Raw genomic sequence first — 23,308 nt, 5'->3', positions numbered from 1 at the left:
GACCGGACGACACATTCCCACCATGGCAAGAAAGGCTGGCCGTGACCTCGAGGTCCGGCCCGCTTCCATTTCGGCTCACTCACATCGGTATGCCCGGAGCGCCGCTTCCCTGGGCCTTCGGGCCGCAAACGCATGCCTTCACTCTTCGCTGGCGACGATACCTTCAGGACGGTGGTCGGCAACAGGGAATGCCGATGACATGCGAGATCGAATCCCTGCCCGTGGGAATCCGGATGACGGGGATCTCCACGATGTGGCAGCGTCACGCGGCCTCGTTCGCGCTCGGCCTCTCCGCGCTGACGGTCGGTGGCCTCGTCGTAATGCTCAGCGATGTAGCCTTGTTCAAGGTAATGGGCTTCGTACTCTCGACCCTGCCACCCATCACCGCAGCGACGGCTATCAAGAACAGCGGCGAACGTGCAGATGTCCGTGGAATAGTTCTGCTGCGTATGTTGTCGAAAAATCGTATAGTTCCCGGATATAATTTGATTACTATTGCTTTATATTAAAAAATCTGCAAGCGAATATAGTGTTTCATTACGGTCAGCAGCGTGGCCGTCATGCGCTTCCAGCAACGCAGCTGATGGCGTCGCGATCAGTGTACCAACCTGTCGGTCGAATCATTTCAGTCTCCAGAGGGCCAACCTCGCTAAAGAAGCTGCATCGAAGCCACAACGTCCGCTCTCAGACGAGGGCTCGAGGGCCGCTCCCCACTCAGCTACGCCGTCGCACCAGTTCCTTTCATCCCCCAATGCGGACGGCCCACACGAGTCCGGTTCTGCACGACGCCTGCCGCCTCGCGGATCTGTCATCGAACCGTGGCCGTCGCCGCCTGTTGTCCGGCGACCCCTACAGGCCGGAGATCCGACCTCGGCATGCGTTCCCGCTCTCTGATCCTGATCGCCTGCGCTGTCCTCATCCTCGCGGCCGGCGTCGCGAAGTTCGGCCGTTTCAGCTACGCACCGATGCCGGCGCGCGAAGCCCTCGCGAATCCTGACCGCTACCCGATCCGCACGGCTTATGACCTCCTCGGGCGCCGCATCGGTCCGGAGGAGGCGCAGGCGCTGCGGGCCACAGAGGCGGGACGCCGGACGCTGTCGCCCGAGGCCGGCGCCTTCGCCGTCGACGAGGCTGTCGTCGCGCGCGGTCGGGAGGCTTTCTACACGGAGACCTTCGGGAACGAGGTCTTTCTCACTGACGTCCTGGGGATGCTCGACGGCGCCCTGACGCCCTACGAGGTCGCCCGCGCGGTGATCCTCCTCGGCGGGCAAGCCACGAACAATCTTCAGGTCCGCGTCGCCAACGACGTGCGGATCGGCGAGCGCCAGTGGCGCAAGGGCGACCTCGTCTCGACCGGCCTGGATGTCGAGGCGGGCGGCCTCGGTATCATCGGCCTGAAGACATTCTACGATCGCGGCCAGCTGCGCCTCGGCATCACCTGCGCCCTCTGTCATGCGGCGGTCGATCCGCGCACCGGCAAGGTCGTGGAGGGGGCGCCGAACGCCGACCTCAACGCTGGCCTGCTGCTCGCGCTCTCGGCCAACGCCTCCGCCTACTTCATGCATGGCAGCGTCGATCTCGCGGCCCTCGCCGGCGATCCGGCGCGGACCGTCCAGACCGCCGGCGGAGGCACCATGGTACTGCCGGACCGCGACAAGCTGGAGGCCGCGGCCAAGGTCGAGGTCGCGAGCTGGCCGCCGGGCAGCTTCGACTCCTCCGCCGACCGGGTGACGAACCCGACGTCCATCCCGTCGAGCTTCTCCGCCTACGGCGAGCCCTACAGCTGGAGCGGGCGCGAGGCCGTCGGGCCTTTCCACGGCCTGTCGTCGCTGAACAACAACGTGCACGCCGCCAATTCCGATACGACACAGCTCGCCGCCGCGGCGCCCTGGCTGTTCGGCCTCGATACAGACCTCTACCTCGGCATCCTGCTCCAGGGGGCGGTCAATCCTGCCCTGCGCTACGATCCCGAAGGCGGCAGGACGCCGGGCGCGCTTCTGGCCGCCTTCGACCCGACGCCCGGCTCGCCGGGCCTCAACCGCTTCGCCGTCCTGCCGAGCTTTCCGGCAACGAACTACGTGACGGACAACGGGTTGTTCGCCTCCGTACCCGGGGAGCCAGCGAACTTCGCGAACAACGCCATGTCGGCCTTCCAGAACCTCCTGCGTCCGCCGACCGCCCCGAAGGTGGAGGTTGCGGCCGGGCGCACGGTGTTCGAGCGGGCCGGATGTGCCGGCTGCCATTCCGGCCCCGCGCTCACCAACAACCGGATCGTGCCCGTGGGCGAGATCGGCACCGAGCCAACTCGGGCCCGCGCCGGGGCGAAGATGGAGGCGCGCCTCGCCGCTCCCACGATGTTCGCGACCGATACGCCGTTCCCGCTGGAGGCCGACCCGAAGATCGTCCCGATCCCGCTCGAGGGCGATGCCCTTCGCCAAGTCCAGCTCGGCTGGGCACATGCCGGGACCGAGGGCGGCTACAAGGTTCCGAATCTCGTCGGCCTCGCATGGTCGGCGCCCTACCTGCACGACGGCGGTGTCGCGGTCGGGGCAGACTCCGCTGTCCAGCTCGGCATACCCGGCACCCTCATGCGCGGCCTTGCGCCCGATCCGCGCAACAGCCTGCGCGCCCTGGTGGACCGGGACCTGCGCGGGCGGGTCGTTGCCGCTAACCATGCCTCCGCCACGGCGCGCACGGCCCGCGTGACGGGAGAAGGGCACACCCACTGGGTCGATGCGGCGGCCGGCTACAGCCCTGGCGATCAGGAGGCGCTGCTGGGCTACCTGCTCTCCATTGATGCTCTGACGGAGGACGTGCCGGTGCCCTGAACCGGCTCAGGAGCGTGTGCGAGAACGTGAGGATGCACGCGGACGGGACGGCCGAGGTGATACCGCACCCCGAAGGCGCGTCTGCCGGCGTACGGCCCTGTTCCCAGAGCGGCCATTCCGCTGATGACCCAAACCGATCACCCCTCCTACTGTCCGTCTGCCCGGCGAGCGGACATCGGCGGCGTTACCGGGCAGCCACCGGAGCGATGATGCGCGCAGGCTGTGCCGCTCTCTCACAGCTTCGGAAAGGCTGCCGCCAAGTGGTCTATCAGCGCGCGCACCGCCGGCGGAAGGCCGCGCCGGGTCGTGAAGACGAGGTGGACGATACCGGCCTCGCCCTGCCAATCTCGGAGGATGTGGACGAGCCTGCCCGCGGTGACGTGAGCGGCGCAGACATGCTCGGGCAGATAGGCGATGCCGATGCCCTCCGCGGCAGCGTCACACAGCACCGCGAAGTCGCTGCACGTCATGCGTGGTTCATGGCGCAGCCGATATGTCGTCCCACCGGCCTGTTCGAACCGCCATTCCACCTCGCCTTGATCGTCGCTCGTGCCGAGGGTCGGGACGGAGCGCAGGGAAGCGATGTCAGCTCCGAGTCGGCTGGCAACCTGGGGGCTCGCAACCAGAATCCAGCGCGAATGCCCTAGCGAGCGCATCGTCAACGAGGCGTCACTGTCGAGCTCCCGCCGCACTCGCACGGCCACGTCGATGCGTTCCTCGATCAGATCAACGGGCCTGTCTATGGCGATGAGCTGCAGGCTGACCTTCGGGTAGCGGGCCAGAAAGGCGCGAACGGACGCCGAGACGACCTCCACCAAGCCCTTCGGGCAGCTCATGCGGATGCGCCCGTGCGGCTCGGCCTGCGCCTCCGCGACGAGTGCCTCGGCCCGCTCGGCCTCCACCATCATCGCTCGGCAACGCTCGTAGAAGCTTTGCCCGACCTCGGTGACGCGGAAGCGCCGGCTCGACCGCTCGATCAGGCGCAGGCCCAACCGGGCCTCGATGGCCGCGACCCGGCGACTGAGCTTCGACTTCGGCTCGCGCAGCGCTCGGCCTGCGGCGGCGAAGCCCCCATGAGCGACGACCTCGGCGAAGTAGCGGTAGTCGTTGAGATCGGCGCGCATCATCGTTCCTCTCATGGAACGCTACGTGCCACGTTTGCCGTCTACTCGCATCGTCGTTCTCACAGCATCTCTCTCGTCAACGGCAGGCAAAGCCGAACGACGGAGAATGACGATGACGAACCGTTTCGAGAACAAGGTGGTGGTGGTGACCGGCGCCACCAGCGGCATCGGTCTGGCGATGGCGAAGGCCTTCTCGGCGGAGGGCGCGTCGGTGTTCATCACGGGTCGCCGGCAGGAGGCGCTCGACGCCGCGGTTCAGCGTATCGGCGGGCGCGTCACCGGCGTCCAGGGCGACATGGCGCGCCTGGCCGACATCGACCGCCTCTACGACGCGGTCCAGCAGAAGCATGCGCAGATCGACGTCGTGGTCGCGAATGCAGGCGGTGGCGAGTTCGCTCCGCTGGGCGCCATCACCGAGGAGCAGTTCGACAGCACATTCGACACCAACGTGAAGGGCACGCTGTTCACCGTCCAGAAGGCCCTTCCGCTTCTCAAGGATGGCGGCGCGGTCGTCCTGACGGGCTCGACTGCCGGCAGCGAAGGCACGCCGGCCTTCAGCGTCTACTCGGCCAGCAAGGCGGCGGTGCGCAACTTCGCCCGCACCTGGATCCTCGACCTGAAGGAGCGGCGCATTCGGGTCAATGTCGTCAGCCCCGGTGCGACGCGCACGCCTGGCCTCGTTGGTCTTGCCGGCGCGGAGGCCGATAAGCAGCAGGCCCTCCTCGACGTCCTGGGCTCGCGCATCCCGCTCGGGCGTGTGGGTGAACCGGAGGAGATCGCCAAGGCGGCCCTCTTCCTCGCGTCGGACGAGGCCAGCTTCGTCAACGGCGTGGAGTTCTTCGTCGATGGTGGGCAAGCGCAGATCTGAGCGGGCGGCGACCAAGGTCGGCTCTGCGGCGTCATGGCCGCTGAGCCGACGGTCTGCGAGCGCCCCCTCCCGGACATTCCATCCGCGTGCCTGCGACCCTCTCTGCTGAGCCCGAGCGGACATCCGAGGAGCACCGCTGAAGGTCCGGACGGGGTGAAATGCAGCGACCGGGCGATCAGGCGCTGAACAGCGGGGTCGCATCATCGGGCGATCGTGCGTCCGGAATTGATCGGTCCTTGTCTAATCAAGGCAAAGGTTGCAGCTGTATTCAGGCTGGCAATGTCAAGCGTGCGTCAAGCCCTCCGAGCTCGGACGCGCCAAGTACAACGGAGCCGCCATAAAGTTCCGCCAGTTCTATGGCGATTGGCAGGCCGAAGCCGTGGCCGGGCCGGCTTTCGTCGAGACGACGACCTCGGATCGATGCCTCGGCCATGGCAGCCTCGTCCAGGCCCGGCCCATCGTCCTCGACGCGGATCACGACATCCTTGCCCTCGCGCATCGCGCCGACGCGCACACGTCCGCGGCACCATTTGCATGCGTTCTCGGTGAGGTTTCCCAGGATCTCGTCGAGATCCTGCGGGTCGCAGGCCGCTGTGAGACCGTTTGGCACCGCGTTGACGAAGTCGATGGCCTTGTCGGCGTGAATGCGTAGCAGTGCGATCGCCAAATCGGCCACATGGGCGGCGATATGGGCCCTTGTTCGGGAGCTGCCGCCGATGGCGGCCGTGCGGGCACGGCGCAGGTGATGGCGGATGCGCCGGTCCATGGCGTCCACCTGCCGGGCGAGCGCCGCGTCGCGCGCGCCGCCAGTCTCGGCGAGTGCGATGGACAGGGTTGCGAGCGGCGTCTTCAGGCCATGAGCGAGGTTCGCGACCTGGGACCGGGCATGCTCCAGGTTGATCCCGTTCTGATGAAGGAGCGCGTTGATCTCCGCGGCCAGCGGACGCACCTCGGTGGGCTGCCGCTCGGGAAGACGGTCGAGTTCCCCAGCCCGCACGGCGGCGAGTTCGTCGCGCAGCCGTCGGAGAGGTTGCAGGCCGAGCCGGACCTGCACGAGCACGCCGGCGAACAGCAAGAGCCCGATCAGCCCGAGGCAGACGAGCAGCGTTCGCAGCGCTTCCAGGACCGGCCCCCGCAGGGCCGCGGTCGGGGCCGAGGCGACGTAGACGGTCTGGGGCTCGCTGGCGCGGCCCTCGACCGTCAGCGTTCGCAGGATCAGACCTTCGCCCCAGGGGCCGGTGCCGTCCGCGGGCGACGGGGTGTCCCGGTCCCGTCGGCGGACCGGCATCTCCGGAAGCGCGAGGTCGCGCTCCTCCAGCGAGCCGGACCGGAGAACGGCCTCCCCGCGGCGCACCTGCCAGTACCAGCCGGAGCGCGCCCGGTCGAAAGGCGGGCCGTCCCGGTCGCGGCCGAGGGAGAGTGTGCCGTCGGCCGCCGGCTGCAGATCGGAGACCAGGGACAGGATGCGGTCGTCGAGCCGGCCGTCGATCTGCCCGCGGACGAAGCGGTGCAGGATGAAGCCGATGGAGAGGCCGGCGGCGACGAGCGCGATCGCGAGGCACGCGCCCGCCGTCAGCAGTAGGCGCCGCTGCAGCGAGCCCGGGCCGCCGAACAGCCGACGCGGCGGTCCGGGGCGTGGCTTGGCCGGGAGCGGCGGGATCACGCGGCGCCCGCCGGCATCAGCCGGTAGCCGTGGCCGCGCACGGTCTCGATGGCGGCGGGGGCGATCTTGCGGCGCAGGCGTGTGATGATGACCTCGACGGAGTTGGAATCGACCTCGGCATCGCCGTCGTAGACCCGCTCGATCAACTGCCCGCGCGGCACCACGCACTCCTTGCGAAGGATGAGGGCGCAGAGCACGCGCCACTCCAGTCCAGTCAGCCGCAGCGGCAATCCGTGGTGCTCGAAAGTGCCGAGCCCCGCATCGAAGGTGAGCGGTCCGCACGCGACCCGGGCTGCACCGTTGGCCTGGGCGCGGCGCATCAGGGCACGCAGACGCATCACCAGCTCCTCCACGCGGAACGGCTTGACTAAGTAGTCGTCGGCACCCGCCTTGAAGCCCGCCACCTTGTCGCTCCAGCCATCCCGTGCGGTGAGGATGAGAACCGGCACGGTGCGCCCGGCTGATCGCCAGTCCTGCAGCACCGACACGCCGTCGCGCTGGGGCAGGCCGAGATCCAACACGATTGCGTCGTAGGTCTCGGTCTCGCCGAGATGACCGGCGTCGACGCCGTTCCGGGCGAGATCGACGGCGAAGCCCCCCGCGCGCAACGCCTGGGCCACCTCGGCGGAGAGCGCCTCGTCATCTTCGACCAGCAGGATCTTCATGACGGCTCCGTTCCTGGGGATGCGCGCCTAGCGACCGCCGTTTAACCGAACCTGAACGAAGTGGTTCAGGGCCGGTTTCGACCGGCGTCCTAGACGTTGGTCGACCCGAAAGGGACGTCACCGAACAGGACAATAGGATCATGAGCGACGATACAATCATCGAGGGCCCGGCGCGGGAACAACTGGAGCGGGCGCGAGGCTCAGCCCGGTTCCACTCGAAGAGGCGCGGTCTCTTCATCGGCGCCATCGCCGCGCCGCTGGCACTCGGTGCCGTCGGGCTGTCCCTGGCGCAACCCGGACAGGCCGTTGTACCCACACCGGTCACCCCGACGGCGATCTCAGCGCTCGCCCCCTCAGGCGCCGTCGCGGCCAGGGGCGAGGTGGCCGAGATCTTCGGCAACAAGTTCGTGATTCAGGACGGCACGGGCCGCGCCTTGGTCGAAACCGGCCGGCAAGGCGAGGGCGGGGGGCTTGTCACGAAGGGCGAGACCATCACCGTTCAGGGCCGCTTCGAGAAAGGCTTCCTGCACGCCAGCCTGATCACCCGCGCGGACGGCAAGCAGGTCGTCCTCGGCCGGCCGGGAGGTCCGCCGGCTGGCAGCGCGGACTGGGCGAAGGACAAGCTCGGCCTGGGTCCGCAGCCGGATCTGCCGGCTCTGAAAGCGGCGGTCGAGAAGGCTGGGTACAGCGACGTTCGGGTCACCGGTCGCGGTCCGCGTCACCTGGAGGTCGCCGCCAAGGGGGCGGATGGTGGCGAGCGCCTTCTGCACGTCGATTTCGACGGTCGGATTCGCGAGCGCCCGCTGCTTTGATCCTTCCCGCATCGATCGCATCCCGCGATGTCGACGGCCGATCCTGGGCTGTGCCGACATTCTTCTCGACTGCAGATCCAACGACGGGGCGACCTCCCGGCACTGAAAATCACAGCCTTGTGACGGATTAAAACGGAACAGAACTTCGGAAGACAACTTAAGCGGCGGCCACCACTTTGGTGGCCGCCTCGTGCCAAGATGTCGATCGTGCCGATGGAGCCTTATCCCATGCACAGAGCAAGCTGCCGGATACGCGCCGCCGTCGGCGTGGAGTAGCCAGACGATGAGCGCCCGCGACGACATCCTGGCCTTCGCACATGTCGGCGACCTGCACCTCACAGGTCCGAACGCCGACAACGCCCGCGACTATCGGGCGATCATCGCGCAGCTTGGCGCGACCGACGGGCTCGATTTCGTGTTCCTGCCCGGCGACAACGCGGACAATGGCCTTCCCGAGCAATACGCGCTCGCTCGCGCCACCCTCGAAGGTCTGAGCCTGCCAGTCCACATCATCACCGGCGATCACGACATGGAGGGCGGCAGTCTCGACGCCTTCTATGCCGGCCTGTCCGTCCCACCGCTTCCCTACGCGACCGTGATCTCCGGTACGCGCTGCCTCTTCCTCGATATGTGCGGCTCGGGCCGTGGCGGACCGGATTTTCGCCTTGGTGCGGAGCAGATCACCTGGTTTGAGCGCGAACTGGCCGAGGCCGAGGCTCGGGAAGAGCCCTGCGCCATCTTCATGCACAGCTATCCGGCCGATCTGAAGGCCGTGGGCGAGGCTGCCCACGTCGCCGACCTGATCCATCGCGGTCCGGTCTGCCTGGTCGAGATGGGACACACCCACTACAACGAACTCGCCAACGACGGGCGCACCATCTACGCCGCCTGCCGCTCCACCGGACAGATCGAGGAAGGGCCCGTCGGCTACGCCATCGCCGCGATCAATCGCGGCGTGGTCGCGTGGCGCTTCAAGGAGCTGGCCCGGCCCTGGCCCTTCGTTCTGATCACTGCGCCGGCCGACAAGCGGCTCGCCCGTTCCGAAGAGCACCGTATCGCCGGCGAGACGGAGGTCGGCGCGCTCGTGCTGGGGCACGCCCGCGTCGCGGCGTGCGAGTACAGGATCGACGACGGGCCCTGGCGGCCGATGCACCGCAGCGGGGACGACCGGCGCTATCATGCCCGCATCGACTGGCCGATAGGCGCCCGGCGCCTCGCGGTCCGTGCGCGCGACGACGATGGCGGCATCGATGAGGATGTGGTCGAGCCGGCCGATGGCGACGCGGTCCTCGCGACCTCGCGGGGCATCGGCAGCGACGCGGACGCGATCGGCGCCTGGCCCGAACGAGGCGTGCTCGGTACGCAGCTCGGGCCGAACCGCAACGGGCGGCACTGGTAGACCCGATTTCCCGGCCTTCTCCTCTCGACCGCCTGTTCGCCGATGCCGTCTCGGTCGATGAAGCCGGCGTAACCGCTTCCTCATGCGCGGGTCGATGGAGGAATCGCTGACCGCCAAAGCCATCGAGACGACGACCCCCACGACGACCATGGTCGGGCAAAAGCTCAGGGAATGTGAGTGCCTAAGAGCGGAGGTGGTCGTCCGTCGCTAACCTGCTGATCAGTGGAGGTATTAATCTGAAAACAGTTCAGGAATTTTTGAATTTCCTTCGCGAATATTTTTGTAGATACAGAAATTAATGCATCGTCCTCTGTATTATCAATAGTAATCTGGTAAAACTGAGTTTTAAGCCGATGAACGAGCGGAAGTTCGTTGGACACGCGTTCTATAAAGAAGCTAATTTTCAACGGATCCAAGGTCGAAAAAGCAAAACAAGCCACGCTTCGCTCGTGCAACGAAGGGCAGGGGCCATTTTTTCGCCCTAATCCATGGTCTTTGCTGACGCGGGCGGCTGCGAATGCCTATCCGCTTTCAAGGCAACTAATCCGCGTTGGATAAGCAAATCATGCCTGATTGTGCGAGACGGCGCAAGAAATCTCACATGAAACGGCGACTTGTACCGAGGCACTTACCAACTCAAGTCCGACACTGCAGTTGATGCAGTGCGAGGCAAAGGATAGGTGCCGTCCGGGCATAGAGGGTGTTCAAGTGCCCCTCCTGCGGCGGTGCGCAAGTTGGGCATCGCTCGGGGCGAATTTGCGAGGGTTGCGTTGAGCCTCATTTCGACAGGGGGCAAGGATAGATTCGAAGGCGAGCCCGCTGATTTCTGAGCAGAATCATCGAGGGAGGATGCCGGCGGCAGCCTTCTGTAACGAGGACCAGGACAGGCCCGTTAGCGCGCATGTATGCAGGCCAGTGGACGCAGCGTGTTCTCACCGCATCCTGCTAGAGAGATCGTATCGCCGTCGTTCGAGGCGGCTTTGGAACCTTGAGACCGTGCGCTCCGTCGTCGCCGGAGAGCACGGGGCGGAGCGCATCGGCGGCATCCGAACCTTCCTTCAGCGGCATTGATCCGAAGCTATAAGAACCATGGCACCCATCATCACGACGATCGAGGACCTGCGACGGGTTGCCAAGCGGCGCGTGCCGCGGATGTTCTACGATTACTGCGATTCCGGTTCCTGGACCGAGTCCACCTACCGCGCCAACGAGGCCGATTTCGCGGCGATCAAGCTGCGCCAGCGGGTTGCGGTCGACATGACCGACCGCTCGCTCACTACCACGATGGCGGGCCGGCCGGTCGCGATGCCCGTTGCCCTGGCGCCGACCGGCCTGACCGGCATGCAGCACGCCGACGGCGAGATCCTGGCGGCGCGCGCCGCGGAGGCGGCCGGCGTGCCGTTCACGCTCTCGACCATGAGCATCTGCAGCATCGAGGACGTCGCCGAGGCTGTGACCCAGCCGTTCTGGTTTCAGCTCTACTTCATGCGCGACCGCGCCTTCAACGACAGGCTGATCGATCGGGCGAAGGCGGCGGGTTGCTCCGCGCTGGTGCTCACCCTGGACCTGCAGATCCTCGGGCAGCGCCACAAGGACCTGCGCAACGGCCTCTCCGCGCCCCCGAAGCCGACGCTCGGCACCGCGCTGAACCTGCTGACGAAGCCCCGCTGGTGCTGGTCGATGCTCGGCACGCGGCGGCGGACATTCCGCAACATCGTCGGGCACGTGGAGGGCGTGCGCGACACCAGCTCCATCTCGGCCTGGGCCGCGGACCAGTTCGACCCGCGCCTCGGCTGGGACGACGTGCAGCGGATACGCGACCGCTGGCAGGGCCCCCTTATCCTAAAGGGCATCCTCGACGTGGAGGACGCCGAGAAGGCGGCCGCGACGGGGGCCGAGGCGCTGATCGTCTCGAACCACGGCGGCCGTCAGCTCGATGGGGCGCCCTCGTCCATCACAGTGCTGCCCGAGATCGTCGACGCGGTCGGATCCCGCATCGAGGTGCTGATGGACGGCGGCATTCGCTCGGGGCAGGACGTGCTCAAGGCCGTCGCGCTCGGGGCGAAGGGCGTCTTCATCGGCCGCGCCTTCCTGTACGGGCTCGGTGCCTACGGACAGGCGGGCGTCGCCAAGTCCCTGTCGATCCTCCGCCAGGAACTCGACACCACGATGGCGCTCTGCGGTCACCGCGACATCCGCGCGGTCGACCGCTCGATCCTGCGGACGCCACCGGTGCGGGCCGCCGCCCCCTGACACTGGTTCGGCCGGGGCCGGCTCCCGAGGTCCGATGCCTCGGGATTTCCGATCCAGGGGCTTCCGGAAATCGTACTTTATGCACGGGTGCGGCCATTTAGCCTCGCTTTCCGAGAGAGGGCCGCGCCGCGCGATGATCCGATCTTCGCAAGCTGACCATCCGGGGAGGCCTTGAGAGGCCAGGGCTCGGATCGTCGGCGCGCGAGCACGCGCGGAATCGAGCCGTATCGATTGAGCTTTGCTCGCATGATCCGGGCGAAGGGTGGCCGTGCGGCCATCGATGAGTGGAAGTTTCCCGGTCTATGCTACGTCGATCCGCAAGGTCGCACGAGAAGAGGCCGCGATATCGTTCGTGATCGTGGATGGGCGTGATTGGCATCGCGCTTGCGAATACCTTGAGATGACACCGAGAGGAGCCACCGACGTGATCCGCCTTCTGACACCGCTCATCGCCGCCTCCGTCCTGGTCGCATCGATCATCCCGGGGCAGGCGGCCGAGAAGCTCGTCGTCAGCACTTGGGGCGGCAGCTTCCGCGACCTGATCGACGAGGCTATCGCCGCAAAGTTCAAGGCGGAGACCGGCGTCGAGGTCGAGTACATCACCGGCGGCACCATCGACCGGCTCAACAAGGCCAAGCTCGCCAAGGGCTCCCCTGAGAGCGACGTGACCTTCACGACCGCCCATGTCGGCTGGCTCTACGTCAACGACGGCCTCTTCGAGACGCTCGACCTCGCCAAGATCCCGAATTCCCAGAACCTCGTCGAGCAGGCAAAGGTCAGCCCCGCCCATCTCGGCACCTGGGGCTACGTCTACACGATCGGCTATCGCGCCGACCTCGCCCCCAAGGGCATGACCTTCGGCTCCTGGGCCGACCTCTGGGATCCGAAGCTGAAGAACAGCCTCGCCGCGCCCGATTTCGACCCGAGCCACATCATCGCGGTCTCGGCGCTGCTCTCGGGCGGCGACCCGGCCACCTGGGAGAAGGGGCAGGCCAAGCTCGAGGCGCTCAAGCCCAACTTCCGGGCCTTCTACACCAACGACGCCAACAGCCAGCAGCTCATCGCCTCCGGCGAGACCCCCGTCCAGGTCGTGCTGACCATGAACGCCTACTACATGAAGGGCCAGGACGTGCCGATCACCGTGGTGATCCCGAAGGAGGGCGGCGTGCTCGGCATCGACACGGTCGCGATCAACAAGGGCTCGAAGAAGGCCGATCTCGCCTACAAGTTCATCAACATCGCCCTCGATCCCGAAGTGCAGGCCAAGATCGCGCAGCTCAAGAAGGGCAGCCCCACCGTCACCAACGCGAAGGTCGATCCCGAGACCGCCAAGCTCCCGGGCGTGTTCACCACCGCCGAGCAGTGGAAGACCCAGGCCATCAACATCGACCCGAAGCTCAGGGCCGAGAAGACGGCGCTCTGGCGCAAGTGGTTCGCCGAGAACATCATGGCGCGCTGAGACTTCGCCGTCTCCGGCCCGCATGCTCTCGCCCGGCGCGGCCGGGTGAGAGGGGCGTGCCGTCCGTCCCGATCGACCGGAATCCCGATGACACCCGCGATTCGCCGCCGGCCCTTCCTGCCCCTGTTCGTGACGCCGGCGGTGCTCGTCGCCGCCGCGATCGTCGCCGCCATGGTGGCGATCCTGCGCTACAGCCTGCACGCCTACGTGCCGGGCTCCCTCGACGTCGGCGGGCTCACGCTGGAGAACTTCACCGATCTCGGCCGCCCGATCGTGCTGCGGGCGCTGCGCGACACGGTGCTGATCTGCTTCGAGACGGCGCTGATCACCCTGGTCGTGGGCTACCCCGTCGCCTACGCCCTGGTGCGCACCCGCTCGGTGCTGCTGAAATCCGTCATCCTGGTCACCGCGGTGACGCCGCTCTTCCTCGGCGAGGTGGTGCGCACCTATGCCTGGACGGTGGTGCTCGGCAATTCCGGCTTCGTGAACGCGACGCTCCGCCAGTTCGGGCTGATCGAGCGGCCGATCCAGCTCATGTTCACCGAACTCGGGGTGATCATCGCCCTCGTCCACGTGACGCTGCCCGTGATGGTGATCATGCTGGCAGCCGCCCTCGCCCATATCGACCGCGACTACGAGCGGGCGGCGCAGAGCCTCGGCGCCGGGCCGGTGCGCGCCTTCCTCACGGTGACGCTGCCGCTCTCGATGCCCGGCGTGGTGGCGGGCTTCACCACCGCCTTCGCCTGGACCTTCAGCGCCTTCGCGACGCCCCAGGTGATCGGCGGCGGCAAGGTCGGGGTGGTCTCGACGCTGGTCTACCAGCTCGGCCTGTCCTCGTTCAATTTCCCGGTCGCGGCTTCCTTAAGCCTCGCCGGCCTCGTCCTGGCGCTCGGCACGATGTGGCTCGTGCGACGCGCCGCCCGCCCGCTCGAAGCGCTCGGAGGCCATTGATGCGCCGCGGCCTCTCCACACGTCTCCTGGGGATTTCCGGCAAGGTCCTCGTCGGGCTGATCCTCGCCTTCATCGTGCTGCCGGCCCTCGTGGTCACGCTGGCCGCCTTCAACGACCGGGCGATCCTGAGCTTCCCGCCTGCCAAGTACTCCACGCGCTGGTTCACCCGTGCCCTGACCTACCGGGACTTCCAGACGGGCCTGTGGAACAGCCTCGTGGTCACCGCCTGGGCCTCCACGATCGCGCTCGGCGTGGGCACCGGCTTCGCCATCGCGCTGAAGCGGTACAGTTTCCGCCTCAAGGCGGCGCTGGAGGGCGTGCTGCTCTCGCCCCTGATCGTGCCGCACTTCACCATCGGCCTCGGCCTGCTGGTGCTCGCTACCGGCATCGGCGCGGCGCGGGGCTTCTCCGTCGTGGTCCTCACCCACGTCGTGGTGGTGCTGCCCTTCGTGATCCGCTCGGTCTACATCTCGCTGCAGAACATCGACGAGCGGCTGGAGCTGGCCGCCGCCAGCCTCGGTGCCCGGCCGGGCCGCGTGCTCTCCACCATCACCCTGCCGCTGCTGGCGCCCGGCCTCGTCAGCGGCTGGCTGTTCGCCGCGATCCTCTCCTTCAACGAGTTCACCGCCTCGCTCTTCGTGACGGGGCAGGCGACCCAGACCCTGCCGGTGGCGATGTACGGCTACGTCCGCGAGTTCGCGGACCCGACGCTCGCGGCCGTCTCGGTCATCTACATCGCGGTGACGGCGCTCGCGCTGACCGTCGCCAACACGTTTCTCGGGCTCGGCAAGGTGTTGAATGTTGAGCAAGGCCGTTGATCTCTCCCCGCCCGCGAGCCTGCCCGGCGCCGCCGTGATCCCCCGCCCCGCCCCGGCGGTCCGCCTCGACGGGGTGGTGAAGCGCTTCGGCTCGGTCACCGCGCTCGAAGAGACCTGGCTTCAGGTGGAGCAGGGCGAGTTCCTGACGCTGCTCGGACCCTCGGGCTGCGGCAAGACCACCCTGCTCAATCTGATGGCGGGCTTCCTGGAAGCTGATGCGGGCGAGATCTTCATCGGCGGCGACCTCGTCACCGCCACCCCGCCCTACGAGCGCGAGATCGGCATCGTCTTCCAGAACTACGCCCTGTTCCCCCACATGAGCGTGGCCAAGAACGTCGGCTACGGCCTGCGCATGCGGGGCGTCCCGAAGCGCGAGATCGCCGAGCGGGTCGCGGAGGCGCTCGCCCTCGTGAAGCTCTCGGGCCTCGCGGACCGCTCGCCCCGCCAGCTCTCCGGCGGCCAGCAGCAGCGCGTGGCGCTCGCCCGCGCCCTCGTCATCCGCCCGAAGGTCCTGCTCCTCGACGAGCCGTTCTCGGCGCTCGACAAGAACCTGCGCGGGGCGATGCAGGTCGAGCTGAAGGAGATCCAGCGCCGGCTCGGGGTGACGACGGTCTTCGTCACGCACGACCAGGGCGAGGCGCTCAGCATGTCGGACCGCATCGTCGTGATGTCGGCCGGCCGTGTCCGTCAGGTCGGCACGCCGGACCAGGTCTACCGGCACCCGCAGGACCGCTTCGTGGCAGGGTTCATCGGCGACGTGAACCTCCTGCCCGGCCGTCTCGAATCCCGTGCGGGCGAGCGCGCCACGGTCGCGGTCGGCGGCCTCCGCCGCGAGGTCGAGGCCGGCGCGCTGGGCGCTTGCGCGGCCGGTGCCGCGGTCGACGTGTTCGTGCGGCCGGATCACCTCGGCGTGCGCCCCGCGGGCGAGGCCGGGACCCTGCCGGCCCGGGTCGCGGCCCTCGTCTACCAGGGCTCGCACATCGACCTGCACGCCGACCTCGAATCCGATACGGTCGGGGGCGGGCGCGTGGTGGTGCGGATGCCGGGGCACGGGGCGCTCGCCACCTACGCCCCCGGGACCCCGGTGGGCCTGCTCGTGCCGCAGGCGGGCCTCGTCGCCTTCCCGCCCGAGCCGTGACGCGGTCGTCCGCGCCGGACACGCCCGACAGGAACAGGACCCGATGAAGCTCCTCTACGCCCGGACCTCGCCCTACGTCCGCAAGGTCCTGGTCGTCGCCCACGAGACCGGGCAGGCCGAGGCGATCGCGATCGTTCCGGTCACGGCCACGCCCACCGAGCGCAATCCCGAGACGGTCGGCCACAACCCGCTCGGCAAGGTCCCGACCCTGGTGCTGGACGACGGGAGCGCCCTGTTCGACAGCCGGATGATCTGCGAGTACCTCGACGCGCGCTCGGCCGGCCCGCGCCTCTTCCCGGACGGGGAGGCCCGCTGGGACGCGCTCGCCCGCCAGGCGCTGGCCGACGGCCTGCTCGATGCCGCGCTGCTGCTGCGCTACGAGCGCGTGCTGCGCCCGGCCTCCGCGCGCTGGGACGCCTGGGAGGCGGGCCAGGTCGCGAAGATCGCCGGCGCCCTCGACCGGATCGAGGCGACGCTCGCCGGTCCTGCGGGCGCGCTCGATATCGGCGCCGTCGCCACGGCCTGCGCCCTCGGCTACCTCGATTTCCGCTTCCCCGACCTCGGCTGGCGTACCGGCCGGCCCGGGGCGGCAGCGTGGTACGAGGCGTTCGGCCGGCGCCCGTCGATGCAGCGCACGACGCCCGAGGAGTGAGGGCGCGCCGCGCAGGGTCTCGGTTGCCGCTCAGCGCGATACGTCGATCAGCCTCCGGACGAAGGCGGCGCAGCTCTCCAGCTCGTCCCGCGTGACGTACTCGTCGGCCTTGTGGGCGCGCGCCATCGCGCCCGGGCCGATCACCACGGCCGGGACGTCGCCCAGTGCCTGGAACAGGCCCGCCTCGGTCCCGTAGGACACCTTGGCGTGGTGGTCGCGGCCGGCGAGCCGCTTGGCCAGGAGCGCCAGATCCGCCCGCGGGTCGATCTCGAGCCCCGGATAATCGACGAGCGGCTCGACCGCGACGCCGCAGGCGGGATCGCGCGCCGCCATCTCGGCGCCCAGCACCTCGGTCGCGTAGGCGATCGCGGCCCCGGCGAGCGCCCCGGCATCGTCGGCCGCGATGGCGCGATACTCGAACTCGACCGTGCAGGCGTCGGGCACGATGTTGAGCGCGGTGCCGCCGCGGACAACGCTGCAGAGCCCGGTGGTGTGGGGCACGTCGTAGAGCGGGTCGCGGGCACCGTCGCGGGCGAGCCCCTCGGCGCTCAGGCGAACATGGTCGATGAAGCGGGCGGCGTACTCGACGGCGTTGATCCCCTGCGGCGCCATCGCCGAGTGGCAGGCCCGTCCGCGAAAGGTGAGCCGAGCCGCGCTCTTGCCCTTGTGGCCGACCACGACACCCATCTCGGTCGGCTCGCCCACGAAGCAGCCCAGCGGACGCGGGCCCCGCGCGCGCATCCGCGCGATCAGCGGGCGAACGCCGAGGCAGCCGACCTCCTCGTCGTACGAGAGGGCGATGTGGATCGGGCGCGCGAGCCCCGCCGCCGCCATCTCGGGCATCAGGGCCAGGCAGACCGCAACGAAGCCCTTCATGTCCGAGGTGCCGCGCCCGTACAGGCGCCCGTCGCGCTCGGTCAGCCGGAACGGGTCGCTCGACCAGGCTTGCCCCGCCACCGGTACGACGTCGCTGTGCCCGGAGAGCACGTAGCCCGGCACGTCCCGCGGGCCGAGCGTGATCCAGAGCGCGGCCTTCTCGCCCGTCTCCGAGGGCACCCGGTCGATCTCGGCCCCGCTCGCCCGGGCGAGCGCCTCGACGTAGTCGACGAGCGCGAGGTTGCTGCTGGCGCTGACGGACTCGAAGGCGACGAGCCTGTCCAGCGTCTCGACGAGGGACATGCCGAGCGATCCGGGTGCCGTGACAGGGGTGACCATCGGTGGATTCCGCAACGCGCAAGACCGGGCGGATGGTTACGGTCGGCGGGCACCGGAGACAACACGAGGAGCCCTGTCCGCGGCCCTCGCCGGGCCTCCGGCGGCTTCGGATTTTCCGAACCACGACCCCGGCAAGTGCTTGTTGTTGGGACCAGCCGGATCGATATCCTCGCCCCGCTCAAGCCTGGAAGCGGGCGCCGCCGGTCGATCCCGATGCGTCGAGCGGCCGGGTCGCGTGCAGCGCCCGCACGGTCGCTCCTCCCCGGGCCGGACGGCGCAAGCCGCAGCCCGCCTTCGCTCTTGCCCGAGGTAGGAACGACCCGATGACCGTCCACAAGCGGATCCGTCCCTTCAACACCCGCGACACCTATCCGGAGCAGCAGCTCGACAACGACCTCTGCCAGACCGTGGTGGCCCGCGGGCAGATGGTCTTCGTGCGCGGGCAGATCGGCCAGGACCTCGACAGCTCCGAGAGCGTCGCGATCGGCGACGCCGCCGGTCAGGCCGAGAAGGCGATGGCCAATATCGCGATGCTGCTCGAAGAGGCCGGCTCGCGGCTCGAGCACATCTGCAAGATCACGATCTACCTCGTCGATCCGCGCTACCGCGAGCCGGTCTACCGCACGGTCGGCCGCTGGCTGAAGGGCGTCCATCCGGTCTCGACCGGGATCGTGGTCTCCGCGCTCGCCCGGCCCGAATGGCTCGTCGAGATCGACGCCATCGCGGTGATCCCGGAGGCGGCATGACCTTCTCGATCGTGGCGCGCTGCGCGGCGACCGGCATGTTCGGCGTCGCCGTCTCGTCCTCCTCGCCCGCCGTCGCGGCGCGCTGCGCCCATGCCCGCGCGGGGGTCGGCGCGGTCGCGAGCCAGAACGTGACTGACCCGGGCCTCGGGCGCCGGGCCCTCGACCTGATGGCGCTCGGCGCCGACGCCGCCGAGGCCGTCGCCGTGCTGCGGCGGACCGGCGGTCCGATGGACTATCGCCAGGTCCTCGCGGTGGACGCGGCCGGCGGCACGGCGATCCATTCCGGCCCCAGGGCGCTCGGGACCTGGGCCGAGGCGCGCGACCGGGACGTCGCCTGCGGCGGCAACCTGCTCGCCGACGCGCGCGTGCCCGGGGCCATGGTCGAGGCCTTCCTCGGCGCGTCCGGGCATCTGGGCGACCGCCTGCTCGTCGCGATGCGGGCGGCGCTCGCGGCCGGCGGTGAGGCCGGCCCGGTGCACTCGGCCGGGCTCATGCTGGTGCGCGAGGTCGCCTGGCCCGTCGCGGACCTGCGCGTCGACTGGACCGAGGATTGCCCGATCGCGGGCCTTGCCGCGCTGTGGGACCTCTACCGGCCGCAGCTCGACGCCTACGTCACCCGCGCCCTCGACCCGGTCGCCGCGCCGAGCTACGGAGTGCCGGGCGACCTATGATCGCGGATAGGACGCGCGGCGGCTTTCCGGTCGGCCCACTGGTCGTCCTCTGCGCTCGCTGAAGGCGGCGAATGCGGTTCACCCTGCGCCAACTCGAATACTTCATCGCCGCCGGCCAGACCGGCAGCATCACGCTCGCCTCCGAGCGCATCCACATCTCCCAGCCCTCGATCTCGACGGCCATCGCGCACCTGGAGCGGGAACTCTCCGTGCAGCTCTTCGTCCGCCACCACGCGCAGGGGCTCACGCTGACGCCGATCGGCCGCGAGGTGCTGCGCGAGGCCAAGGCCCTCGTGGAGCAGGCCGAAGGGCTCTACACCCTGGCCTCCGAGGCCGGGGGACAGGTGCGGGGCCCCCTCTCGCTCGGCTGCATGGTGACGCTCGCGCCGATGCTCGTGCCCGAACTCGCCCACGCCTTCACCACCGCCTATCCCGCCACGCAGATCCGTTATGTCGAGGGCGACCAGGAACAGCTCATCACGGGCCTGCGCCGCTCGGAGACCGAGGTCGCGCTGACGTACGACCTGCACGTGCCGGACGACATCCATTTCACCCCGCTCGTCGACCTGCCGCCGCACGTCCTGGTGGCCGAGGGGCATCCGCTCGCCGGGGAGGCGGCGGTCGCGATGGCCGACATCGTGGACGAGCCGATGATCCTGCTCGACCTGCCGCTGAGCCGCGAATACTTCCTCGCCCTCTTCATGGCCGAGGGCCTGCAGCCGAAGATCGCCGCGCGCTCCGCCCACCAGGAGGTGGTGCGCACGATGGTGGCCAACGGCCACGGCTACACCCTGTTCAACGTGCGCCCGCGCTCCGACCTCGCGCTCGACGGGAAGCGGCTGAAGCGGGTGCGGCTCGCGGGCACGCACCGCCCGATGCGCATCGGCCTCGCGCGCCTGAAGCAGCTCAACCGCTCGCGCCTCGTGGAGGCCTTCGAGACGCACTGCCGGGCCTTCATCTCCGACGCCTACATCCCCGGCATGGTCGCGCCCGCCATCGAGCGGCGGGTGCCGCGTTGAAGGCCCGCCCGGGGCAGGAAGCCCCCGAGGAACGCTCCGAGGAACCCGCCATGACCGCGCCGATCCCGATCCTCTTCCTGAACGGCCCGAACGCCAACCTGTACGGGCTCGACCCGAGCGGAACCTATGGCAGCGAGAGCTTCCCCGCGCTCAAGGCGCGCTGCGAGCGGCACGCCGGATCCGTCGGCGTCGCTCTCGATTTTCGGCAGTCGAACCACGAGGGCGTGCTCGTGGACTGGATCCAGGAGGGGCGGGGAACGGCCGCGGGCCTGGCCATCAACGCGGCCGGGCTCACCTATACCTCCGTGGCGATCCTCGACGCGCTGCAGGCATTTCCCGGGCCCATCGTCGAGGTGCACATGAGCAACATCTGGAAGCGGGAGCCCTTCCGGCACCATTCCTACGTCTCGCGGGCGGCGACCGGCGTGGTCGCGGGGCTCGGCGGCCTCGGCTACGAACTTGCCATCACCGCGCTCGCCACCCTGGCGCGGGAGGCCCGCGCGTGACCGAGACCCTCGTCTTCGCCAGCGCCGTCGATCCGGTCGAGCCCTGGCGCGCGGCGCTGGAGGCGCTGCTGCCGGACGTGCGTGTCCGGACGCCGGACGAGATCGGGCCGGGGGACGACGTCCGCTACGCGCTGGTCTGGAAGCCGCCGGTGGGCTTCTTCGCGCGGCATCCAGGCCTGCGGCTCGTCACCATCCTGGGGGCGGGCGCCGACGCCCTCGTCGGCCGGGACGACCTGCCCGACGTGCCGGTCGCGCGCCTGTCCGATCCCGAGATGGCCAGGATGATGACGCACTACGTGCTGTTCGCGGTGCTGCGCTACGCCCGCGACATCCCGGCCTTCGAGGCGGCCCAGCGCGCCGGCCGCTGGCACTACGTCCACCCGCGCGAGGCCCGGGAGATCCGGGTCGGCGTGCTGGGTCTGGGCGAACTCGGCGGCGCGGCGGCGCTCGAACTCGCCCGCCAGGGCTTCTCCGTCGCGGGCTGGTCGCGCACGCCGAAGGCGCTCCCCGGCATCGCGTGCCACGCGGGTCCCGACGCGCTGATCCCGTTCCTCGCGCGGAGCGAGATCCTGGTGGTGATGCTGCCGCTGACGCCCGAGACGCGGCGCCTGATCGGCGCGGACGCGATCGCCGCGCTCCCGCGGGGCGCCAAGCTCGTCAACGTCTCGCGCGGTGCGGTGATCGACGAGGCGGCCCTCGTGGCGGCCCTGGCCTCCGGCCATCTCGGGGGCGCGACGCTCGACGTGTTCGAGACCGAGCCGCTCGCGGAGGGTCACCCGCTCTGGACGATGGAGAACGTCCTCGTCACGCCGCACCTCGCCTCGGTGGCGATCCCCGCCTCCGCGGCCCGGCAGATCGCCGAGAACATCCGGCGGGTGCGCGCAGGGCAGCCGCCGGAGCACCGCGTGGACCTGGCGCGAGGGTACTGAGAGCCTCTCGCAAAACTCCCGATCACCGGGAGTCTTGGCAGGTGCCCGGGCGCGGCCCGGGCCCGTCAGGCCCGGGTATAGGCGTCGTAGTTGCGCTGGATCACGATGTGGTCGGCGATGTGCTTGGCATCCTGCCAGCAGCCGTAGATGAAGGCGGAGGCCCGGTTCGTCAGATCGGGCAGGCCGAGGAAGTAGATGCCGTTCTCCGCCGAGACGCCGCGCTTGTGCAGGGGCAGGCCCTGCTCGTCGAACGCGTCGACGTCGAGCCAGCTGAAGTCGTACTTGAAGCCGGTCGCCCACAGGATGGTGCCGATGCCGGCCTTGCCCAGGTCGAGGCTGAGGATCGGCTCCTTGAGGCAGTCCGGATCCTCGTAGCGGTGCCACGCCTCGGGCTCGGGCGGCAGGTCCAGGCCCTTGCGCGCGATATAGGCGTCGGCGTCCCGCAGGACGTCGAAATAGGCCTCGTCGCCCTCGGCGATGTTCCGCACGAGGTCGTCCGCGAAGTGGAGCGTGCCGTTCGCGTAGTCACGGGTCACGCCGACCAGCGTGACGCCCATATGTGCGAGCCGCCGGAAATCGACGGTCCGCCCGCCCTCGTAGCCGCTCACCGCGAAGGCGACGTGCCGCTTCTTGCGCTTCGACTTGACCTCGTCCCACAGGCCGAGCGCGCCGAGCCACCAGCAATAGTCGCGCTGGCGATAGGCCCGCGGCGGGCGGTAGTGCTCGCCGACCGACAGGTAGACCTGCCGTCCGGCCTTGCAGAGCTCCTCGGCGATCTGCGAGCCCGAGGCGCCGCATCCGACGACCAGCACGGCGCCGTCGGCCAGCTGTCCGGGGTTCTTGTAGTTGGACGAGTGCAGCTGATCGATCGCTGCATCGGCCGGGACGATGTTCGGGAACGACGCCACCTGGAACGGCCCCGTCGCCGCGACGACGCGGCGGGCCTCGAAGATGCCGTCTGATGTCGTCACCGTGTATCCGGGGCGCCCCTGGTTGTGCTTGACGTGCCTGACCTCGACCCCCGTGCGGATCGGCGCCTTGATCATCGCGGCGTAGTCATTGAAATACTTGGCGACGCGATCCTTGGTCGGGAAGGTGTCCGGATGCACGTCCTCGAACGTCAGGTTCGGGAAGCGGTCGTGCCAGGCCGGCCCGTTGGCGACGAGCGAGTCCCAGCGCATCGAACTCCAGTTCTCCGCGATGCGGCTGCGCTCCAGGACGATGTGCGGGATCTTGAGTGCGGTGAGGTGCTCGCTCATCGCAATACCTGACTGGCCCGCTCCCACGACCAGGGTATCGGTGACCTCGACTGCCATTTCAGCTCCCGAAACCTTGCAGATCCTTCGATCTCGAATTCGCCCGGCGTGTCTGAGCCGGCCACATCCGATCTGCCCTACACGGGGACAGTGACCTTCAACGGTGAGTCAGGTCTGCTGGAACGGATCGGCGAAGAGAAGAACGATTTTTCTATGGTCCGCTTCGGAAAATGCGAACTCTCGGAGCCTGGCCGACCTCCGGCCGCGCGCCGCCGCGGTCGTGTTCCCTGAAGCCGGGGTCGTCTGGCGGCTTCGGGCAGGCCGCCGGCCTCCGGA

21 protein-coding genes are annotated in these 23,308 nt (G+C 68.9%); 16 read left to right on the top strand and 5 right to left on the bottom strand.

Annotated elements, in window-relative coordinates; translation table 11 throughout:
• Positions 1-233 precede the first annotated feature (233 nt).
• Together DK427_RS02540 and DK427_RS02535 are read left to right on the top strand one after the other, a co-directional pair.
• Complete coding sequence (locus DK427_RS02540) at positions 234-509, top strand: hypothetical protein (RefSeq protein ID WP_204165251.1); 276 nt, start codon at positions 234-236, stop codon at positions 507-509.
• 366 nt (positions 510-875) lie between these two features.
• Positions 876-2,828 (top strand): cytochrome C oxidase Cbb3, encoded by a 1,953-nt coding sequence (locus DK427_RS02535; RefSeq protein ID WP_109949890.1) that lies wholly within the window; start codon positions 876-878, stop codon positions 2,826-2,828.
• Between the two features lie 233 nt (positions 2,829-3,061).
• Here DK427_RS02535 and DK427_RS02530 read toward each other — a convergent pair whose 3' ends face one another.
• On the bottom strand, positions 3,062-3,955 hold the full coding sequence (locus DK427_RS02530) for a LysR substrate-binding domain-containing protein (RefSeq protein ID WP_109949889.1): 894 nt from the start codon (positions 3,953-3,955) through the stop codon (positions 3,062-3,064).
• 109 nt (positions 3,956-4,064) lie between these two features.
• On the opposite strand from DK427_RS02530, the gene DK427_RS02525 reads away from it, so the two are divergent.
• Positions 4,065-4,820 (top strand): SDR family NAD(P)-dependent oxidoreductase, encoded by a 756-nt coding sequence (locus DK427_RS02525; protein ID WP_109953950.1) that lies wholly within the window; start codon positions 4,065-4,067, stop codon positions 4,818-4,820.
• Positions 4,821-5,088: 268 nt separating this feature from the next.
• Here the strand turns inward: DK427_RS02525 and DK427_RS02520 are convergent, their stop codons facing one another.
• Together DK427_RS02520 and DK427_RS02515 are read right to left on the bottom strand one after the other, a co-directional pair.
• Positions 5,089-6,483 carry a sensor histidine kinase gene (locus DK427_RS02520; protein ID WP_109949888.1) on the bottom strand — a complete coding sequence of 465 codons (1,395 nt, stop codon included), beginning with the start codon at positions 6,481-6,483 and terminating at the stop codon, positions 5,089-5,091.
• Positions 6,480-7,148 carry a response regulator gene (locus DK427_RS02515; protein WP_109949887.1) on the bottom strand — a complete coding sequence of 223 codons (669 nt, stop codon included), beginning with the start codon at positions 7,146-7,148 and terminating at the stop codon, positions 6,480-6,482. Before DK427_RS02515 ends, DK427_RS02520 begins: the two co-directional genes overlap by 4 nt.
• A 380-nt stretch (positions 7,149-7,528) precedes the next feature.
• Between DK427_RS02515 and DK427_RS26880 the strand changes: the two genes are divergently transcribed.
• The 8 genes from DK427_RS26880 to DK427_RS02475 all read left to right on the top strand — a co-directional run bounded on the left by DK427_RS26880 (position 7,529) and on the right by DK427_RS02475 (position 16,630).
• Positions 7,529-7,960, top strand: a complete 432-nt coding sequence (locus DK427_RS26880; protein ID WP_245930769.1) for a hypothetical protein — start codon at positions 7,529-7,531, stop codon at positions 7,958-7,960.
• A gap of 283 nt (positions 7,961-8,243) precedes the next feature.
• Complete coding sequence (locus tag DK427_RS02505; protein WP_109949885.1) at positions 8,244-9,359, top strand: metallophosphoesterase family protein; 1,116 nt, start codon at positions 8,244-8,246, stop codon at positions 9,357-9,359.
• Positions 9,360-10,448: 1,089 nt separating this feature from the next.
• A complete protein-coding gene (locus tag DK427_RS02500) occupies positions 10,449-11,612 on the top strand; it encodes an alpha-hydroxy acid oxidase (RefSeq protein WP_109949884.1) in 1,164 nt (387 codons plus the stop codon).
• Positions 11,613-12,036: 424 nt separating this feature from the next.
• Positions 12,037-13,071 carry an ABC transporter substrate-binding protein gene (locus DK427_RS02495; protein WP_245930768.1) on the top strand — a complete coding sequence of 345 codons (1,035 nt, stop codon included), beginning with the start codon at positions 12,037-12,039 and terminating at the stop codon, positions 13,069-13,071.
• Between the two features lie 87 nt (positions 13,072-13,158).
• Entirely contained in the window at positions 13,159-14,022 is an 864-nt protein-coding gene (locus DK427_RS02490) for an ABC transporter permease (protein WP_109949882.1), read from the top strand.
• Entirely contained in the window at positions 14,022-14,840 is an 819-nt protein-coding gene (locus DK427_RS02485; protein ID WP_109949881.1) for an ABC transporter permease, read from the top strand. The genes DK427_RS02490 and DK427_RS02485 overlap by 1 nt, the downstream gene beginning before the upstream one ends.
• Positions 14,821-15,978, top strand: a complete 1,158-nt coding sequence (locus DK427_RS02480; RefSeq protein WP_109949880.1) for an ABC transporter ATP-binding protein — start codon at positions 14,821-14,823, stop codon at positions 15,976-15,978. Before DK427_RS02485 ends, DK427_RS02480 begins: the two co-directional genes overlap by 20 nt.
• Positions 15,979-16,021: 43 nt before the next feature.
• Complete coding sequence (locus DK427_RS02475; RefSeq protein ID WP_109949879.1) at positions 16,022-16,630, top strand: glutathione S-transferase; 609 nt, start codon at positions 16,022-16,024, stop codon at positions 16,628-16,630.
• Positions 16,631-16,660: 30 nt separating this feature from the next.
• On the opposite strand, the gene argE is transcribed toward DK427_RS02475, so the two are convergent.
• Entirely contained in the window at positions 16,661-17,845 is a 1,185-nt protein-coding gene (argE, locus tag DK427_RS02470; protein WP_204165250.1) for an acetylornithine deacetylase, read from the bottom strand.
• A 323-nt stretch (positions 17,846-18,168) separates the two neighbouring features.
• On the opposite strand from argE, the gene DK427_RS02465 reads away from it, so the two are divergent.
• From DK427_RS02465 to DK427_RS02445, 5 genes are all read left to right on the top strand, one after another.
• Positions 18,169-18,591, top strand: a complete 423-nt coding sequence (locus DK427_RS02465; RefSeq protein WP_024829447.1) for a RidA family protein — start codon at positions 18,169-18,171, stop codon at positions 18,589-18,591.
• On the top strand, positions 18,588-19,262 hold the full coding sequence (locus DK427_RS02460; RefSeq protein WP_109949877.1) for a DUF1028 domain-containing protein: 675 nt from the start codon (positions 18,588-18,590) through the stop codon (positions 19,260-19,262). The genes DK427_RS02465 and DK427_RS02460 overlap by 4 nt, the downstream gene beginning before the upstream one ends.
• Positions 19,263-19,333: 71 nt before the next feature.
• On the top strand, positions 19,334-20,281 hold the full coding sequence (locus DK427_RS02455; RefSeq protein ID WP_109949876.1) for a LysR family transcriptional regulator: 948 nt from the start codon (positions 19,334-19,336) through the stop codon (positions 20,279-20,281).
• Positions 20,282-20,331: 50 nt separating this feature from the next.
• Complete coding sequence (locus tag DK427_RS02450; RefSeq protein WP_109949875.1) at positions 20,332-20,787, top strand: type II 3-dehydroquinate dehydratase; 456 nt, start codon at positions 20,332-20,334, stop codon at positions 20,785-20,787.
• The gene (locus tag DK427_RS02445; protein WP_109949874.1) at positions 20,784-21,716 is read left to right on the top strand and encodes a 2-hydroxyacid dehydrogenase; all 933 of its coding nucleotides are present in this window, start codon (positions 20,784-20,786) and stop codon (positions 21,714-21,716) included. The genes DK427_RS02450 and DK427_RS02445 overlap by 4 nt, the downstream gene beginning before the upstream one ends.
• Positions 21,717-21,781: 65 nt before the next feature.
• Here the strand turns inward: DK427_RS02445 and DK427_RS02440 are convergent, their stop codons facing one another.
• Entirely contained in the window at positions 21,782-23,032 is a 1,251-nt protein-coding gene (locus tag DK427_RS02440; protein ID WP_109949873.1) for a flavin-containing monooxygenase, read from the bottom strand.
• Between the last annotated feature and the right edge of the window lie 276 nt (positions 23,033-23,308).

This window comes from Methylobacterium radiodurans, assembly GCF_003173735.1.
GTDB classification, from domain to species: domain Bacteria; phylum Pseudomonadota; class Alphaproteobacteria; order Rhizobiales; family Beijerinckiaceae; genus Methylobacterium; species Methylobacterium radiodurans.
Note: the sequence above shows the minus strand (reverse complement) of the source record. Positions and strands in the feature narration are given on the sequence as shown.